We start from the raw sequence: 17,643 nt of genomic DNA, 5'->3' as shown, positions 1-17,643 counted from the left end.
TTTTCTATTTTTAGAATTGCTCTCTACCAGCAAAATGGAAAGCACCTTCGATAGCAGCATTTTCATCTGAATCAGAGCCGTGTACGGCATTTTCTCCAATTGAAGTAGCATATTTTTTACGGATTGTTCCTTCAGCTGCATCTACTGGATTTGTAGCACCAATTAAGGCTCTAAAATCTTCAACTGCATTATCTTTTTCTAAAATTGCAGCAACAATTGGTCCACGAGTCATAAATTCAACTAATTCACCAAAGAAAGGTCTTTCTGAGTGCACCGCATAAAATTTCTGAGCATCCGCTACAGTTAATTGCGTTAATTTCATAGAAACGATTTTGAAACCGCCTTCTGTAATCATGTTTAAAATTCCACCAATATGTCCGTTTTCCACGCCATCTGGTTTAATCATTGTAAATGTTCTATTTGTAGCCATTTTTCTTAATTTTTTTTGCAAATGTACTATTTAATTCTAAACCATAAAAGTGTTTTTGGTAAATCAAAAGAGTTTTATATAGAAATTAACTTGAATTGTGTTTCTAATGGATTAGATTGAGAAATAATTTCATTTACAAATTGGTCAGAATAAAACGCACTAAAATTACTTTTCCGTTCTTGTAATTTTCCATTTTGAAATAATTGGTTTTGTATTTCGGATATGCGTTCCAGTTTTTCAGAATGCACTCGTTTTTCAGCTTTTAACAAACGCTTTTCTAAGTTTTCTAATCCTTTTAATTGCTTCTTTTCTTGTGCTTTAACGGCACCAATAAACGATTTATCAGTTTGTTCAGCGATTTTTAATATTTCAGAAAACTGTTTTCTTATCGTTTCTTTTTGTTCCGAAAAATCAATTTTAATATTCGAAAATTCTTTGGTTTTTTGATTTACTAATTCGTGTTGCTTGAGAAATAATTCTGGAAAGGAAATTTCTAATTTTTTCATTTTTAATACCTGCTTTTTCGTTGCAATTACAAATGAATTTCGTAGTATTAAAATAGGAAATATAACCTTTTGAGTTTCAAAATTATTTTTCAATTCTAACCAATACGCTATTTCGCCACCACCTCCAATATATGCTAAATTCGGTAAAATAACTTCTTGATATAAAGGTCTTAATATGACGTTTGGACTAAATTTTTCCGGTGAATCATTAATTAATTTAATAATTTCTGATTCAGTAAATTGAATTTCCGTATGGTTAACTTTATAAATATTGTTTTCAAAAATAATTCGTTCCCGTAACGTGTCTTCTATGTAAAAAAGGTTTATTTCTCTTGGATTTACTTGAACTTCATATCCTTTTAATTGTGTAATTGTTTTCGAAACTGTTGCGAATGAATTCTGAAGAAGTAACTCGTCTTTAATATATGGTACGAAAAGTGATTTCAGATTTTTATCATCTCCATCAATAATTACTAAACCTTCGGATTTAAAAAGTTCATTGGCTAAAAAACGAGTAGCATCCGCTAAATTAGGATGCTCTAAATAGGTTTTTTCGAATAGGTTTTTTAGATATTCAGCAGTTGAACCCAACCCAATTAGTTCTCCAAATTCTTTACAAACAGCATCTAAACCTTCAGTTGATAATCTACCAACAGGTCCAAAACTATCTTTTTCCCATTTAATTTTTTGGTTATTCAAATCAAAATGATTTATTTCTTCAAAATCATGATCTTCAGAAGCCATCCAATATATTGGAACAAAATTGTACTCCGAATAGTTTTGTTTTAATTGTTTACATAAATTAATAGTGGAAGCAATTTTATAGATAAAATAAACCGGACCTAAAAATAAATTTAATTGATGACCAGTAGTAATAGTAAAGGTTTTTTCCGATTTTAGTAATTCAATATTAGCATGGGTTACTTGTGAAATTGGGAAGTTTTTATTTTGATTGTTTAATGCTTCTACTAATATTAATCGATTTTCTATGCTAAAATTCTTAGCTTTTTCATCTATTTGAGCACCAAAATTCTCTAATGTGGGAAAACGATGATACAGCGCTTGTATTTCTGGTTTTTCATCAATATAATCTTCAATTAATTTAGGAAAATAACCCGATTTTTGATATGAAATACAATCTGTTGGCATAATTTTTTTTACAAAAATAATCATTTTTCGTCATCTACAATTAATTTTTATCTTTGTAAAAACATTTCACTTTGTCAGACCTTCTTTTAATCACGCCTCCTTTTACACAATTGAATACGCCATATCCCGCAACGGCTTATATCAAAGGGTTTCTAAACACGAAAAATATTTCCGCTTTTCAAATGGATTTAGGTATCGAAGTGATCGTAGAATTGTTTTCAAAAAAGGGTTTAAGTGACTTAATTCCTGACGGTGAAATTGCCCATTTCTCTGAAAACTCGCAAAGAATTTTTTCGCTTTGGGATGTTTATATTGCAACAATTGACGCGGTAATTGCTTTTCTACAAGGAAAGAATCCAACGTTAGCACGTCAAATATGTAGTGGTAATTTTTTACCAGAAGCGTCTCGTTTCAATCAGTTAGACGACATGGAATGGGCTTTTGGGAATATGGGTATGCAAGACAAAGCAAAACATTTAGCTACTTTGTATTTAGAAGATATTTCTGATTTTATTGTGGAATGCGTAGATGAAAATTTCGGATTTAGTCGCTATGCTGAACGATTGGGAAGAAGTGCCAATTCTTTTGATGAAATGTATGCTGAACTTTCAAAGGAAATCACTCATATTGACAAAATTACACTTAAAATTTTAGAGGAAAGAGTTAGAGAAATTCAACCGAATTTAGTATTACTATCGGTGCCTTTCCCAGGAAATTTATATAGCGCTTTCCGATGTGCACAATATATTAAAATACATTTTCCATTAGTCAAAATTGCTATGGGTGGTGGTTTTCCAAATACAGAATTAAGAAGTCTAAAGGACAAAAGAGTGTTTGAGTTTTTCGATTTTATTACGCTTGATGATGGCGAATTGCCAGTGGAGCTTTTAATTTCCAACATTCAAAACCCAAATTCCAATGAATTTAAACGTACTTTTTTATTAGAAAATAAGGAAGTTGTTTATAAAAATAACACTACAAAATCAGACTACAAGCAATCAGATGTTGGTACACCAGATTATTCAGATTTATTTTTGGATAAATATATTTCTGTAATTGAAATGGCCAATCCAATGCATAGTTTATGGAGCGATGGTCGTTGGAACAAACTTACAATGGCGCACGGCTGTTATTGGGGAAAATGTACGTTTTGTGATGTTTCGTTAGATTATATAAAAATTTATGAACCTATTGCAGCAAAAATACTTGTCGATAGGATGGAAGAATTGATTCTTCAAACTGGCGAAACAGGTTTTCATTTTGTAGACGAAGCGGCACCACCAGCTTTAATGCGTGAAGTGGCTTTGGAAATTCTTAAACGTAAATTGGTGGTTTCTTGGTGGACAAATATTCGCTTCGAAAAAAGTTTTACGAAAGATTTATGTGTATTGCTAAAAGCTTCGGGCTGTATTGCGGTTTCTGGTGGATTAGAAGTAGCTTCGGATAGATTGTTAGAATTAATAAAAAAAGGCGTAACGGTGGAACAAGTAGCTAAAGTCACGAATTATTTTACCGAAGCTGGAATTATGGTTCATGCATATTTGATGTACGGGTATCCTACTCAGACTATTCAAGAAACCGTAGATAGTTTAGAAATGGTGCGACAATTATTTCAAATAGGTGTTATTCAATCTGGTTTTTGGCATCAATTTGCTATGACGGCACATTCTCCAGTAGGATTGAATCCAGACGAATTTGGCGTAATTCCACAACAAAATGAAATTACTTTTGCAAATAACGACATCCAGTTTAAGGATAAAACAGGAATCAATCACGATAAGTTTAGTTTTGGATTAAAAAAATCGTTATTCAATTATATGCACGGCATGTGTTTCGATTATGATTTGCAAGAGTGGTTTGATTTTAAGATTCCAAACACTAAGATATCACCAGATTTCATAGAAAATGCCATTTTTGAAACTACAGATTTTTCGTTAAAACCAACTTCTAAAATCATTTGGATAGGTAATTTACCTATTGTGGATTATTTTACTAAATCTAAAAAAGGTGCTACTTGGGAAATGGCTAAGCTGTCGTTTCATTTTAAAACGGAAACACTTGAAATCTCACTTGAAAAAGACCATGCAAATTGGTTAGTAAAAACCATAAAATTACTTTCAGATCATCCCATATTATTAAAAGATGTCAAATTAGACTTTGAATCTCAGTTTGAAGATTTTGAATTGTTTTGGTTTTCAAAACAAATAATTTTATTGCGAAATTCAGGTTTGTTAGTACTTTAAACTGGCACATTCACAAATTCCAATCTTACTAAACCATCATCGTCAATTTTTGTAAGTGTAATTTCGTGTAAAGTATTCGCTAATTCTGGGTTCCAAGGCGTTTTTACTTTTACGTAGTTTTCGGTAAAACCTGTAATATACCCTTCTTTATTTTCGTTTTCAAATAAAACCGAACGCGTTGTTCCAATTTGACTTTCATAAAACGCTCTTCGTTTTTTTACGGATAGTCCGCGAAGCATTTTACTTCGTTTGCTTCTTACATTGGCTGGCACAACGCCTGGCATATTTGCGGCTTCCGTATTGTCGCGCTCACTGTAAGTAAACACGTGCAAATACGAAATGTTCATTTCATTTAAATAATTGTAAGTCTCTAAAAAGTGTTCGTCGGTTTCACCAGGAAATCCAACAATTACATCCACACCAATACACGCGTGTGGCATTACTTCTTTAATTTTATTTACGCGTTCCGTATAAATTTCACGTTGGTAACGACGCTTCATTTTTCCTAAAATTTCATTGCTACCACTTTGTAAGGGAATATGAAAATGTGGCACAAATGTTCTACTTTTACTTACAAATTCTATGGTTTCGTTTTTTAGTAAATTAGGCTCAATACTTGAAATTCTTAATCTTTCAATGCCTTCCACTTGGTCTAATTCTTGTACTAATTCTAAAAACGTATGTTCGTGTTTTTTGTTACCAAATTCGCCTTTACCGTAATCGCCAATGTTTACACCTGTTAATACAATTTCTTTTATGTTTTGCTCTGAAATTTCTTTGGCATTTTTCAATACATTTTCCAATGCATCACTTCTCGAAATTCCACGTGCTAAAGGAATTGTACAATAGGTACATTTATAATCGCAACCATCTTGCACTTTTAGAAAAGCACGTGTTCTGTCGCCAATTGAATAACTGCCTACATAAAAATCGGCTTCTTCAATTTCGCAACTGTGTACTTCGCCCATATCATTTTTGGATAGGTCGTTAATGTAATCTGTGATTTTAAATTTTTCTGTCGCACCTAAAACCAAATCTACACCATCCACAGCGGCTAATTCTTCTGGTTTCAGTTGCGCATAACAACCTACGGCGGCAACAAAAGCTTTGTCATTAAGTTTCATCGCTTTTTTTACCACTTGTTTAAACTGCTTATCGGCATTTTCTGTTACCGAACACGTGTTGATTACGTAAATATCTGCTATTTCTTCAAAATCTACTCTGTCATAACCTTCGTCATTGAAGTTTCTGGCAATTGTTGAGGTTTCCGAAAAATTCAGTTTACAACCTAGTGTATAAAACGCTACTTTTTTTCTATCAGACATACTTGTTTTCTATGGGCGTGCCCTTTCAGGACGTGCTATCCGTTACTATCTTTTTTTATGTCTTGAAAAAAGCCACAAAAAAAGGATTTCAACTCCAAACGAAATTCACTGAACTCCGATGAAAATAAAATCAATGTAAAGTAATCACTCACGCAAATCGGATACAAAATTACATAGATTTTTCTTAAGTAATAAATCTTTTAGTATCAGATTTTTAGTCAAAGCGATTTCAAAATAAAAAATAATGGTATTTTGTTTGCAGTATTGGGTAATAGTATTATATTTGCACCCTAAAATAAAAACATAATTAACAAAAGGTTATAAGGCGTTTACACCTTTTTATTGTAAAAAGCCGCGAAACAAATTATAATCATACATTTAAAGATTTACAAAATGAGAAAAGGAATTCACCCAGAAAACTACAGATTAGTCGCTTTTAAAGACATGTCTAACGATGATGTATTCATCACAAAATCAACTGTTGAAACTAAAGAAACAATCACGCACGAAGGTGTGGAGTATCCAGTTTTCAAAATGGAGATTTCTAGAACGTCTCACCCTTTTTACACAGGTAAATCTAAACTTATTGATACTGCAGGTCGTATCGATAAATTCAAAACTAAATATGCTAAATTTGAAAAAAAATAATTTCAAATTTTTAAATAATAACAAACCTCGAATGTATTCGGGGTTTTTTTATTTTTATTAGTCAAATTTCTTTGTAAATTTGAATCGTTAAGTTTTCATTAAACCTATTAAACTTTTTCAATGAACTATATTCTTTTTGATGGACCCCATCGTAATGCTTTGTTGCCATTTACCTTCACAAGACCTGTTGCAGATATTCGTGTTGGAATTTTAACCATTCGTGAAAAATGGGAAAAACAGTTGGGTTCTACCATAACATCTATTACAGAAGACTATTTGTCAGAAAAATGGCCAATGGTAGAAATGGAAAACAACGTGATGATTAACGCTTCATTTTTACCAAATGATATTTTGATAGCAATGATTAAGAATTTGGAACACCATCAAGCGATTTTTCAAGAAGATGAAGTTGTGGCTTTTTATGCTAAAGAAGGAGAAGAAGTCGATTTTGATAGTTTTGAAGTACTTGAATTTTCAAACGAATACATTAAAATAGAAAACACTTGGGATATTTTTCAAAAAAATGAAGCAGCTATTTATGATGATTTCAAATTGTTGACTCAAGACCGATTTTCACAACCGATTCCTAAATCGGTAAACGTAATAGCACCAGAAAATATTTTTATAGAAGAAGGGGCAAAATTAGAATTTGTAACCTTAAATGCATCTACAGGTCCTATTTATATTGGTAAAAATGCTGAAATAATGGAAGGCTCTGTTATTCGAGGTCCTTTCGCTTTGTGCGAATCGGGTAGAGTAAAATTAGCTACTAAAGTTTATGGTGCCACTACTGTTGGACCACATTCTGTTATTGGTGGAGAAGTGAATAATTCGGTTTTGTTTGGTTATTCTAATAAAGGACATGATGGTTTTTTAGGAAATGCTGTTTTAGGTGAATGGTGTAATATTGGTGCAGACAGTAACAATAGTAACTTAAAAAACAACTATGAAGAAGTAAAATTATGGAGCTATGAAACAGAAAATTTTGCTAAAACAGGTTTACAATTTTGCGGATTAATGATGGGAGACCATAGTAAATGTGGGATAAATACTATGTTTAATACAGGAACTGTTGTTGGGGTATGTACTAATATTTTTGGAGCAGGATTTCCAAGAAATTTTGTGCCCAGTTTCAGTTGGGGCGGAGCAAGTGGTTTCACAACATATTTAACCAAAAAAGCGTTTGAAACTGCTAAAATTGTAATGGCAAGAAGAAATGTTGAATTTTCAGAGGAAGACGCTAAAATTTTAGAACACGTTTTTGAAGAAACTAAAAAATACAGAAAAGAGTAAAAAAAAAGCGGTTTCAATATTGAAACCGCTTTTTTTATTTGTTCTAATTTATAATTTTTATAAATCAAATCCCATATTTACTCCTAATTTATCGGCAATAATTCGAGCGATTTTACTTCTTAATTCTGGAATTTTTACACTATTAGTCACTTCGCTTGTAAACGCGTACATTAATAATGCTTTGGCTTCTTTCTTGCCAATTCCACGTTGTTGCATGTAAAGCATCGCACTTTCATCTAGCTGTCCAATAGTGCAACCATGGGAGCATTTTACATCATCTGCAAAAATTTCTAATTGAGGTTTCGCATTAATAGTCGCTTTATCACTTAACAATATATTATTATTTTGCTGAAACGCATCTGTTTTTTGTGCTTCTTTTTCTACGAAAATTTTACCATTAAAAACACCAGTTGCGCTTCCGTCTAAAATAGTTTTATAGTTTTGATGACTTTCGCAATTTGGTGTAGCGTGTTGCACTAAAGTATAATGATCAACATGTTGTTTGTCTCCAATTATTGTAATGCCTTTTAAAGTCGAATCGATATGTTCGCCTTGATGATAGAAGTTTAAATTATTTCTGGTAATATTTCCTCCAAAAGAGAACGTATGAACCGAAACATGACTGTCTTGTTTTTGAGCTATGTATGTATTGTCAATTAAATTCGCAGTTTGTAAATCATTTTGAATTTTGTAATAATCTACATTAGCGTATTTTTGAGAAAATATTTCAGTAACTGAATTGGTTAACACCGGATTGCTGTTTAAACTCTGATGACGTTCGACAATTTGTACATGTGCATTTTCGCCTACGATAATTAAATTTCTTGGTTGCGTCATTAAAGCTGCTTCAGAGCCAGTTGAAAAAAATAAAATTTCAATAGGTTTGTCAACCACTTTACTTTTTGGAATATTTATATATGCCCCTTCTTGAGAAAAAGCGGTGTTTAATGAAGTTAAACTATCTTCTAAATTCGCAATTTTGTTGAAATATTCGTCAATATACATTTTGTATTTTGGCTTATTTAAAGCCGAAGACATTAAGCAAACATCTAAACCATCGTGCGTAGTGGATGACAAATGAGAACTAAATATACCATCAACAAATACCAGTTTATACGTATCCACTTCATTTAAGAAGTATTTTTTTACATCCGCAAAATCTACTGCATTGTCTTTTTTTGCAAATACACTAAAATCATTTTTTAAAATGGCATTTAATGAAGTATATTTCCATGCTTCTTCCTTTCTAGTTGGGAATCCTTTATTTTCAAAGTTCTTTATTGCTAAAGTCCTAATGTCATGTAAAGGGTTGTTTACATCAGTAATTTTTTCTTTAAACGCCATAAAAGACGATAGTATTTTTTCTTTTAATTCCATTTTTTTTGACTTACGACTTTTGACTTTCCACTAATTCGTTTTTTATCCAATCGTACCCTTTTTCTTCTAATTCTAAAGCTAAAGAGGCGTCACCTGATTTGACAATTTTTCCGTCCATTAGCACATGAACAAAATCTGGAACTATGTAATCTAATAATCGTTGGTAGTGCGTTATCACTAAAACGGCATTAGTTTCATTTTTTAGTTTATTTACTCCATTAGCTACAATTCGTAAGGCATCGATATCTAATCCAGAATCTGTTTCGTCAAGAATGGCTAATTTTGGTTCTAACATGGCCATTTGAAAAATTTCATTTCGTTTTTTTTCTCCACCAGAAAAACCTTCGTTAAGAGAACGAGATAAGAATTTTCTATCGATTTCTAATAATTCTGATTTTTCACGTATTAATTTTAGCATTTCATTAGCAGGCATATCTTCTTGTCCACGTGCTTTACGCGATTCATTAATAGCCGTTTTCATGAAATTCGTTACCGAAACACCAGGTATTTCAACAGGATATTGAAAAGATAAGAAAACGCCTTTATGAGCTCTTTCTTCGGGTGCTAATTCTGAGATGTCTTCCCCTTCTAAAATAATTTCGCCGGCAGTTACTTTATAATTTTCGTTTCCAGCAATTATTGACGAAAGGGTACTTTTTCCAGCACCATTTGGTCCCATAATCGCGTGAACTTCTCCTGCTTTTACTTCTAAATTAATTCCTTTTAATATTTCTTTGTCTTCTACTGAAGCGTGTAAGTTTTTAATTTGTAACATGGTATGAATGTGTTTTTATTCTGATTTATATTTTGATTATCCTACGGAGCCTTCTAAACTAATTTCCAATAATTTTTGAGCTTCCACTGCAAATTCCATTGGTAATTTATTTAGTACTTCTTTACTAAAACCATTTACAATTAAAGCAATTGCTTTTTCTGTTGGAATTCCTCTTTGGTTGCAATAAAACACTTGATCTTCTCCAATTTTTGAGGTGGTCGCTTCGTGTTCTATTTTGGCACTTGTATTTTTACTTTCTATATATGGAAATGTATGTGCGCCACAATTATTACCCATAAGTAAACTATCACATTGCGAAAAATTTCGTGCATGGTCAGCGTTTTTACTTATTTGAACCAATCCACGGTAACTGTTTTGTGATTTTCCAGCTGAAATTCCTTTTGAAATAATGGTTGACTTGGTGTTTTTACCTAAATGGATCATTTTTGTTCCTGTATCTGCTTGCTGGAAATTATTTGTAACGGCAATGGAGTAAAACTCACCAATAGAATTATCCCCTTTTAAAACACAAGATGGATATTTCCATGTTACGGCAGAACCTGTTTCTACTTGTGTCCACGATATTTTTGCGTTTTTCTCACACAAACCTCTTTTGGTTACAAAATTGAATACTCCACCTTTTCCTTCTTTATTTCCTGGATACCAGTTTTGAACGGTTGAATATTTTATTTCTGCATCATCTAATGCAATTAATTCTACAACTGCAGCATGTAATTGATTTTCATCACGACTTGGAGCCGTACATCCTTCAAGATAAGAGACATAACTTCCTTCATCAGCAATTACTAAAGTTCTTTCAAATTGCCCTGTTCCTCCTTGGTTGATTCTAAAATAGGTTGATAATTCCATAGGACATTTCACGCCTTTTGGAATGTAACAAAAACTTCCATCAGAGAAAACGGCTGAATTTAAAGCGGCGTAAAAATTATCTTTTTGCGGTACAATAGTTCCTAAATACTTTTTAACTAACTCAGGATGTTCATGAATAGCTTCTGATATTGGGCAAAAAATAATACCTTTTTCGCCTAATGTTTTTTTGAATGTAGTGGCTACTGAAACAGAATCAACAACAATATCCATTGCTACATTATTCATTTTTTTCTGCTCGTCGATAGAAATTCCTAGTTTTTTGTACATTTCTAATAACTCTGCATCCACATCATCTAAGGTTTTATTTGGATCCGATTTTTTTGGTGCCGAATAATAGGCTATTGCTTGAAAATCGGGTTTTGTGTACTTAACATTTGCCCATTCAGGTTCTTCCATTTCTTTCCAAGCGGCGAATGCTTCTAAACGCCAATCGGTCATCCATTGTGGTTCGTTTTTCTTTTTAGAAATCGCACGCACAATATCTTCATTTAAACCAATAGGAAACGTTTCCGATTCTAGTTCAGTATAAAATCCGTATTCGTATTCTTTATTTTCTAATTCGACTTTTAAATCGTCTTCTGTATATTTACTCATTTTATTGTTGAAATTTTTTAAGTCAAAAGTTTAATAATTTGGTTGTTATTTTAACTTAAAACTTTATTTTAAAGCGAAAAACTTTCTCCACAACCACATGTTCTTTGCGCATTTGGGTTATTAAAAACAAATCCTTTTCCGTTTAATCCTCCTGAGAATTCTAAAATAGTTCCTGCTAAATACAAAAATGATTTTTTTTCAACAGCAATTTTGACATTACTGTCTTCAAAAACTTTATCATTTTCACCTAACTCTTTATCAAATTTTAATTCATAAGAAAGTCCAGAACAACCACCACTTTTTACGCCAACACGAACGTAATCAGTAGCAGCATCAAAACCTTCTTCCTTCATCATATCAATAATTTTTTTACTTGCAGATTCAGATACTTTTATCATAACTTAGTTATTAATTATATTGGTTTCGTATTCCTTATTTTGATTTTGTCTAAATTAACACTGCAAAGATAAACCATAAAATACTTTTTACAAGGTTTGATAACATTTTTATAACTTATATTTTCATAGTTTTCTTTTATTGAAATTTTTGTAATTTGGCAAAAAATATAAATCATGAAATTATATCCAATCGAGGCAGGAAATTTTAAGTTAGACGGTGGTGCTATGTTTGGTGTTGTTCCCAAAACCATATGGAATAAAACCAATCCGGCTGATGCGAATAATTTAATAGATATTGCTGCCAGATGTTTGCTAATTGAAGATGGAAATAAACTGACATTAATAGACACTGGAATGGGAAACAAACAATCCGATAAATTTTTTGGCTATTACTCTCTTTGGGGAGATGAAAGTTTGGATACGTCTTTGGCAAAATTTGGATTTCATAAAGATGATATTACAGACGTTTTCATGACGCATTTGCATTTTGATCATTGTGGAGGTTCTGTAAATTGGAATAACGATAAAACAGGTTATGAAGTAGCATTTAAAAACGCTAATTATTGGACAAATAAAAACCATTGGGAATGGGCAACAAAACCTAATTCTCGGGAAAAAGCCTCTTTTTTGATTGAAAATATTTTGCCAATGCAAGAAAGTGGTCAGTTGAAATTTATTAATCGCACTGATGGTGATTATCTTGCAACTTCAGAATTAGATTTTGGCATCTTTTTTGCAGACGGTCATACCGAAAAACAAATGCTTCCACACATTAATTATAAAGGAAAAACAATTGTTTTTTGTGCCGATTTATTAGCAACTGCTGGGCACGTTCCTATCCCTTATGTTATGGGATATGATACAAGACCACTTTTAACAATGGACGAAAAAACCAAATTTATGAATGCAGCTGCTGAAAATAATTACTATTTGTTTTTAGAGCATGACGCACATAATCAAATTATTACTGTAGAAAAAACAGAAAAAGGGGTAAGATTAAAAGAGGTTTTTACATGCAACGACATTTTATAATGAATTATTTTTTAGGAATTTTAGCCTTTGCATGTGTAGCAGCATGCCAAAACAAACCTTTGGAAAACAAACCAAAAGTTTCAATTTTAGAAAAAGAAAATAAAGAGATTTGTAAAACCAGCGGAACATTTTCCGAATTGGTATTAGAACGAAGAATTCATTCAATTGATTCTTTAATAAAGGAGGAAAAAGATGTATACGATGTAGATATTTATTCGCCTAAATCGGCAATTTATTCAAAAGATGGCACTAAATTTTATATAAATTCATTAGAAGGCTATGCAACAGTTGTGTACGATGCCAACTCTTTTAAAAAAATAAAAACTATTAAACACCATTTTTCAGATAAAAACAAACATTTATTTAAAAACAACGAAAATACAGCGTTTAATTATCAATTTAAACAGAAAAAAGATAATTTTAATCATTTTTTTGGCAAACCAGTAGAAAGTTGTTTGTCGCATGAAGGAAAGTTTTTGTGGGTTACTTTTTATAGACGAGATTTTGATGAAAATGCCGAATCTCCATCAGCAGTTGCTATAATTAACACAGAAACCGACGAAATTAGTAGAGTAATTCCATCTGGGCCATTGCCTAAAATGATTGCCTGCTCACCAGATAATAAATTTATTTCGGTTACTCATTGGGGTGACAACACAGTTGGTATAATTGATATTTCGTCTAATAATGTTATGGATTTTAAGTATGTTTCACACATTGAAGTTGATGGACGTTTAACAATGAATTATGCAAACGGACAAAAAGTAAATAGAGATAATGACTGTGGAAATTGTCTTCGTGGGACTGTTTTTTCACCAGATGGAAAGTATATTTTTATAGCAAAAATGGGAGGAAATGGAATTGCAGTTATTGAAACAAAAACCTTTAAGTATATAGGAACAATTACTGGTTCCAAAGGAAATTTAAGACATATAATTATAAATAATGATGACTTAATTTTAAGTTCAAACAAACACGGTGTGGTACAAAAAGCAAAACTTTCCGAACTATTAAAACTTCCATTTGAAAATGAAAAAACCCTAGTAAATTATTCAAATTGGCAAACCGTAAATGTTGGCTTTGGTGCAAGAACAATTGAAACAACTACAGACGGAAAATATATTTTTGCGTGTGTAAACAACGAATGTAAAGTAGTAGTAATAGACGCCCAAGAAATGAAAGTAATTGCAAGTAAGGATGTATCTAAATTTCCAGTAGGAATGGCAATTTCGCATGATGGAACACAATTAATTGTAACTTCGCAAGGAAAAGATAGCGTGCTTAAAAGTGGAAATGCTGTTTCTATATTTAAAATAAAATATGAATAATTGTAATAATATATACAAATAATAAATTAATTAAAATAAAATTTATAAAAAATGAAAATTCAATTTAAACCTTTATTTCTATCACTTGCTTTAGCACTTGTTTTATCTGGATGCGGTTCAGCCAAAATGGTTTCAACTCCGATTGAGAATATTGATAGAATGCCATTAAAAACTACTCCGTTAAAAGAAAAAGACTTGCAACGTTGGAGTCATTTGGACTTAGTAAAAGACACAGTGCCAGGTATGAGTGTGGATAAAGCTTATGCAGAAGTATTAAAAGGTAAAAAAGGAACAAAAGTTATCGTTGGAATTGTAGATTCTGGTGTAGATATTAATCACGAAGATTTAAAATCTGTTATTTGGACCAATCCAAAAGAAATTTCTGGAAATAACGTTGATGACGATAATAATGGATACATAGATGATATTCATGGTTGGAATTTTTTAGGCGATGCTATTCATGAACAATTAGAAATGACTCGTATTGTAAAAAGAGGACCAAGTACTCCAGAATATAGCAAAGCAAAAGCTAGATTAGATGAAGAGCTTAAAGTTTTGCAACAAGATAAGCAGCAATTAGATATGATTTTAAACGCTGAAAAGGCTATTAAATCGTATCTAAAAAAAGATGATTTTACCTTAGAAGAAGTAAAAAAAATTGAAACCAAAGAGCAAAGTTTATTACAAGCTAAAGCTATGTTTTCTCAGTTTTTAACTGGAATGACTAAAGCAGAGTTTGATAAAGAAATTATTGATTATAAAGACCATGTTTATGGACAATTAAATTATAATTTGAATGTAGAATACGATGGCAGAAAAATAGTTGACGACAATCCAGATGATATTAATGATAGAAAGTACGGCAATAATAATGTGATAGGTCCTGAGCCAAAAGAAGCAAAACATGGTACGCATGTGGCTGGTATTGTGGCGCAAGTTAGAGGAAACAAAAAAGGAGGTGATGGTGTGGCTAGTTCAGTTGTAGAAATCATGGCTATTCGAGCAGTTCCTGATGGTGATGAATATGATAAAGATATTGCTTTAGGAATTCGTTATGCTGTAGACAATGGAGCAAAAGTTATTAATGGTTCTTTTGGAAAATATTTCTCTCAAAATAAAGAATTAGTAATTGATGCCATAAAATATGCAGAATCTAAAGATGTACTTTTAGTAATTGCTGCAGGAAACGAATCGTATGATTTAGATGTGACGAATAAATATCCAAATGATACGTACGATAATTCACCTGAATTTGCTAAAAACGTTTTAATTATTGGTGCTCTTACTCCAGATTACGGATCTAAAATGGTGGCATCTTTTTCTAATTATGGAAAAAATAATGTTGATATTTTTGCTCCAGGTGAAAAAATTTATGCAACGACTCCTTTAAATACCTATGAATATTTACAAGGTACTTCAATGGCTTCGCCAAATGTGGCAGGTGTGGCGGCATTAATTCGATCTTACTATCCAAGTTTAACAGCTATAGAGGTGAAACAAATTATTATGGAAAGTGGTATATTGTTAAAAAATATGATTTCTGTTGGTGAAGATAAACACAAAGCAATTTTTTCTGAAATTTCTAAATCAGGAAAAATAGTAAACGCCTACAACGCCTTACTTTTAGCTGAAAAAATGACAAAAAAATAATCAAAAAAATAATAACCACAAAGTGATACGTATTCGTTTATCTTTGTGGTTATCTTATTTAAGTCAAATTATTACAAATGAAAAATACATTAAAATACTTTTTACTTCTTTTAACAGGGATTTCTTTTGCACAAAACAATCCAAATTCAGGATATTGGCAACAACATGTTGACTATAAAATGAATGTAAATATGGATGTAAAAAAATACCAATATAAAGGAACGCAAGAACTAATATATACCAATAATTCTCCCGATACGTTAAAGAAAGTTTTTTTTCATTTGTATCCAAATGCGTTTCAGCCAGGAAGTGCTATGGATATGCGTTTGCAATCCATTACAGATCCAGACAAACGCATGGTTCGTAAATTTACAAAAGATAAAAAAGAAATAAAAGAAAGTAGAATTAGTACCTTAAAGCCAAACGAAATCGGGTATTTGTTGGTTTCAAATTGTAAACAAAACGGCGTGTCAGCTCAAAGTAGAGTTGTAGGCACTATATTAGAAGTTACTTTACCACAGGCAATTTTACCAAAATCAAGTTCCACTTTTACATTAGATTTTGATGGGCAAGTGCCGCTTCAAATTCGTCGTTCTGGTAGAAATTCAGAAGAAAATGTAGCGCTATCTATGACGCAATGGTATCCTAAAATGGCGGAATATGATTTTGAAGGATGGCATGCAGATACGTATATCGCAAGAGAATTTCATGGTGTTTGGGGAAATTTTGATGTTAAAATTACTTTAGACAAAGATTATACCATTGGAAGTACTGGGTATCTTCAAAATAAAAATGAAATTGGAAAAGGATACGAAGATGCAGGTGTTGTGGTTACTTATCCGAAAAAAACATCATCCTTAACTTGGCATTTCATAGCTCCAAATGTTCATGATTTTGCTTGGGGAGCCGATCCAGAATACATTCATGATAAAATTATGGGTGAAAATGAAACCGAATTGCATTTCTTTTATAAAAATAAGAAAGAAAATCTAGAAAATTGGAAAAAAATGCAGCCTAAAACTGCTGAATTATTAGCGTATTTCAATAAAAATGTGGGACAATATCCGTACAAACAATATTCTGTTATTCAAGGTGGCGATGGGGGTATGGAATATGCTATGTGTACTTTGATTACAGGAAATAGAAGTTATGGCAGTTTGGTTGGTGTAACCGCTCATGAATTTGCGCATAGTTGGTTTCAACATATTTTAGCTACTAATGAATCAAAACATTGTTGGATGGATGAAGGTTTTACTTCTTATATTTCTAATTTGGCTATGAACCAAATTTTACCACCAAAAGAGCCAGAAAGCCCGTTTGCAGATTCCTACAATAACTATGTTTTTTTAGCCAATTCAGGAAAAGAACAACCGTTAACGACGCATGCGGATAGATACGATTTTAACCAATCCTATGGTATTGGTGCATATAGTAAAGGTGAAATATTTTTAGCACAATTGGGGTATATCATTGGACAAGAAAATTTAGACAAAACCATAAAAAAATATTATTCAGATTATAAATTTACACATCCAACGCCTAATGATATTAAGCGAACCGCCGAAAAAATTTCGGGAGCCAACTTAGATTGGTATCTAAATGAATGGACGCAAACCACAAATACAATTGATTACGCCATTAAATCGGTGGAAAATAATAAAATTACTTTTGAAAGAAAAGGTAGAATGCCAATGCCTTTAGATGTAATTGTAGAATTTGAAAACGGTACTAAAGAGTATTTTTATATTCCAAATACCTTAATGCGTTGGGAAAAATCAAATCCGTTTACTTTAAAAAGAAACGTTTTATTAGGATGGGATTGGGCTATACCAACGTATACAATAGAAATTGACTTACAAAAAGGGAATATAAAATCTGTAGTTATTGATCCAAGTGATTTAATGGCAGACGTAAAAAAGGAGGACAATATATTTCCAAAAAAACAACAATAATATATCGTATTAAAATAAAAATAATAGTACATTAGATTTTAAATTATTTTCA

At 31.8% G+C, this 17,643-nt stretch carries 14 protein-coding genes; 7 read left to right on the top strand and 7 right to left on the bottom strand.

Annotation, left to right across the window (positions count from 1 at the left end; translation table 11 throughout):
* Positions 1-10 precede the first annotated feature (10 nt).
* Both ABWP60_RS05395 and bshC read right to left on the bottom strand, forming a co-directional pair.
* On the bottom strand, positions 11-430 hold the full coding sequence (locus tag ABWP60_RS05395) for a nucleoside-diphosphate kinase (RefSeq protein WP_353149609.1): 420 nt from the start codon (positions 428-430) through the stop codon (positions 11-13).
* Between the two features lie 74 nt (positions 431-504).
* Positions 505-2,085, bottom strand: a complete 1,581-nt coding sequence (bshC, locus tag ABWP60_RS05390; RefSeq protein WP_353149775.1) for a bacillithiol biosynthesis cysteine-adding enzyme BshC — start codon at positions 2,083-2,085, stop codon at positions 505-507.
* A gap of 71 nt (positions 2,086-2,156) precedes the next feature.
* Between bshC and ABWP60_RS05385 the strand changes: the two genes are divergently transcribed.
* Positions 2,157-4,328 carry a B12-binding domain-containing radical SAM protein gene (locus ABWP60_RS05385; protein ID WP_353149606.1) on the top strand — a complete coding sequence of 724 codons (2,172 nt, stop codon included), beginning with the start codon at positions 2,157-2,159 and terminating at the stop codon, positions 4,326-4,328.
* Here the strand turns inward: ABWP60_RS05385 and mtaB are convergent.
* Positions 4,325-5,653 carry a tRNA (N(6)-L-threonylcarbamoyladenosine(37)-C(2))-methylthiotransferase MtaB gene (gene mtaB / locus ABWP60_RS05380; RefSeq protein WP_353149603.1) on the bottom strand — a complete coding sequence of 443 codons (1,329 nt, stop codon included), beginning with the start codon at positions 5,651-5,653 and terminating at the stop codon, positions 4,325-4,327. The two genes, ABWP60_RS05385 and mtaB, sit on opposite strands and share 4 nt — an antisense overlap.
* A gap of 393 nt (positions 5,654-6,046) precedes the next feature.
* On the opposite strand from mtaB, the gene ABWP60_RS05375 reads away from it, so the two are divergent.
* Together ABWP60_RS05375 and ABWP60_RS05370 are read left to right on the top strand one after the other, a co-directional pair.
* Positions 6,047-6,301, top strand: coding sequence for a type B 50S ribosomal protein L31 (locus ABWP60_RS05375; RefSeq protein ID WP_291241295.1), 255 nt, complete (start codon positions 6,047-6,049; stop codon positions 6,299-6,301).
* Positions 6,302-6,421: 120 nt separating this feature from the next.
* A complete protein-coding gene (locus ABWP60_RS05370) occupies positions 6,422-7,594 on the top strand; it encodes a GlmU family protein (RefSeq protein ID WP_353149600.1) in 1,173 nt (390 codons plus the stop codon).
* A 57-nt stretch (positions 7,595-7,651) separates the two neighbouring features.
* On the opposite strand, the gene sufD is transcribed toward ABWP60_RS05370, so the two are convergent.
* The 4 genes from sufD to ABWP60_RS05350 all read right to left on the bottom strand — a co-directional run bounded on the left by sufD (position 7,652) and on the right by ABWP60_RS05350 (position 11,629).
* A complete protein-coding gene (gene sufD, locus ABWP60_RS05365) occupies positions 7,652-8,971 on the bottom strand; it encodes a Fe-S cluster assembly protein SufD (RefSeq protein WP_353149597.1) in 1,320 nt (439 codons plus the stop codon).
* A 10-nt stretch (positions 8,972-8,981) separates the two neighbouring features.
* Positions 8,982-9,746 carry a Fe-S cluster assembly ATPase SufC gene (sufC, locus tag ABWP60_RS05360; protein ID WP_353149594.1) on the bottom strand — a complete coding sequence of 255 codons (765 nt, stop codon included), beginning with the start codon at positions 9,744-9,746 and terminating at the stop codon, positions 8,982-8,984.
* Positions 9,747-9,782: 36 nt separating this feature from the next.
* Positions 9,783-11,231, bottom strand: coding sequence for a Fe-S cluster assembly protein SufB (gene sufB, locus ABWP60_RS05355; RefSeq protein WP_353149591.1), 1,449 nt, complete (start codon positions 11,229-11,231; stop codon positions 9,783-9,785).
* Positions 11,232-11,299: 68 nt separating this feature from the next.
* Positions 11,300-11,629 carry a HesB/IscA family protein gene (locus ABWP60_RS05350; protein ID WP_291242476.1) on the bottom strand — a complete coding sequence of 110 codons (330 nt, stop codon included), beginning with the start codon at positions 11,627-11,629 and terminating at the stop codon, positions 11,300-11,302.
* Between the two features lie 174 nt (positions 11,630-11,803).
* Between ABWP60_RS05350 and ABWP60_RS05345 the strand changes: the two genes are divergently transcribed.
* The 4 genes from ABWP60_RS05345 (at position 11,804) to ABWP60_RS05330 (ending at position 17,591) form a co-directional block, all read left to right on the top strand.
* Positions 11,804-12,661, top strand: coding sequence for an MBL fold metallo-hydrolase (locus ABWP60_RS05345; protein ID WP_353149589.1), 858 nt, complete (start codon positions 11,804-11,806; stop codon positions 12,659-12,661).
* Positions 12,661-13,989, top strand: coding sequence for a YncE family protein (locus ABWP60_RS05340; protein WP_353149586.1), 1,329 nt, complete (start codon positions 12,661-12,663; stop codon positions 13,987-13,989). Before ABWP60_RS05345 ends, ABWP60_RS05340 begins: the two co-directional genes overlap by 1 nt.
* Before the next feature lie 51 nt (positions 13,990-14,040).
* Complete coding sequence (locus ABWP60_RS05335; protein WP_353149583.1) at positions 14,041-15,639, top strand: S8 family serine peptidase; 1,599 nt, start codon at positions 14,041-14,043, stop codon at positions 15,637-15,639.
* Between the two features lie 77 nt (positions 15,640-15,716).
* Positions 15,717-17,591 (top strand): M1 family metallopeptidase, encoded by a 1,875-nt coding sequence (locus ABWP60_RS05330; protein WP_353149580.1) that lies wholly within the window; start codon positions 15,717-15,719, stop codon positions 17,589-17,591.
* Positions 17,592-17,643: the final 52 nt, after the last annotated feature.

The sequence above is a fragment of the Flavobacterium sp. genome (genome assembly GCF_040402895.1).
In the GTDB taxonomy this organism is placed as follows: domain Bacteria; phylum Bacteroidota; class Bacteroidia; order Flavobacteriales; family Flavobacteriaceae; genus Flavobacterium.
Note: the sequence above shows the minus strand (reverse complement) of the source record. Positions and strands in the feature narration are given on the sequence as shown.

Bases quoted from the DNA above. Each gene is read 5' to 3' on its own strand.
- ABWP60_RS05395 (WP_353149609.1), bottom strand. From the start codon at position 430: ATGGCTACAAATAGAACATTTACAATGATTAAACCAGATGGCGTGGAA.
- bshC (WP_353149775.1), bottom strand. From the start codon at position 2,085: ATGCCAACAGATTGTATTTCATATCAAAAATCGGGTTATTTTCCTAAA.
- mtaB (WP_353149603.1), bottom strand. From the start codon at position 5,653: ATGTCTGATAGAAAAAAAGTAGCGTTTTATACACTAGGTTGTAAACTG.
- ABWP60_RS05375 (WP_291241295.1), top strand. From the start codon at position 6,047: ATGAGAAAAGGAATTCACCCAGAAAACTACAGATTAGTCGCTTTTAAA.
- ABWP60_RS05370 (WP_353149600.1), top strand. From the start codon at position 6,422: ATGAACTATATTCTTTTTGATGGACCCCATCGTAATGCTTTGTTGCCA.
- sufD (WP_353149597.1), bottom strand. From the start codon at position 8,971: ATGGAATTAAAAGAAAAAATACTATCGTCTTTTATGGCGTTTAAAGAA.
- sufC (WP_353149594.1), bottom strand. From the start codon at position 9,746: ATGTTACAAATTAAAAACTTACACGCTTCAGTAGAAGACAAAGAAATA.
- sufB (WP_353149591.1), bottom strand. From the start codon at position 11,231: ATGAGTAAATATACAGAAGACGATTTAAAAGTCGAATTAGAAAATAAA.
- ABWP60_RS05350 (WP_291242476.1), bottom strand. From the start codon at position 11,629: ATGATAAAAGTATCTGAATCTGCAAGTAAAAAAATTATTGATATGATG.
- ABWP60_RS05345 (WP_353149589.1), top strand. From the start codon at position 11,804: ATGAAATTATATCCAATCGAGGCAGGAAATTTTAAGTTAGACGGTGGT.
- ABWP60_RS05340 (WP_353149586.1), top strand. From the start codon at position 12,661: ATGAATTATTTTTTAGGAATTTTAGCCTTTGCATGTGTAGCAGCATGC.
- ABWP60_RS05335 (WP_353149583.1), top strand. From the start codon at position 14,041: ATGAAAATTCAATTTAAACCTTTATTTCTATCACTTGCTTTAGCACTT.
- ABWP60_RS05330 (WP_353149580.1), top strand. From the start codon at position 15,717: ATGAAAAATACATTAAAATACTTTTTACTTCTTTTAACAGGGATTTCT.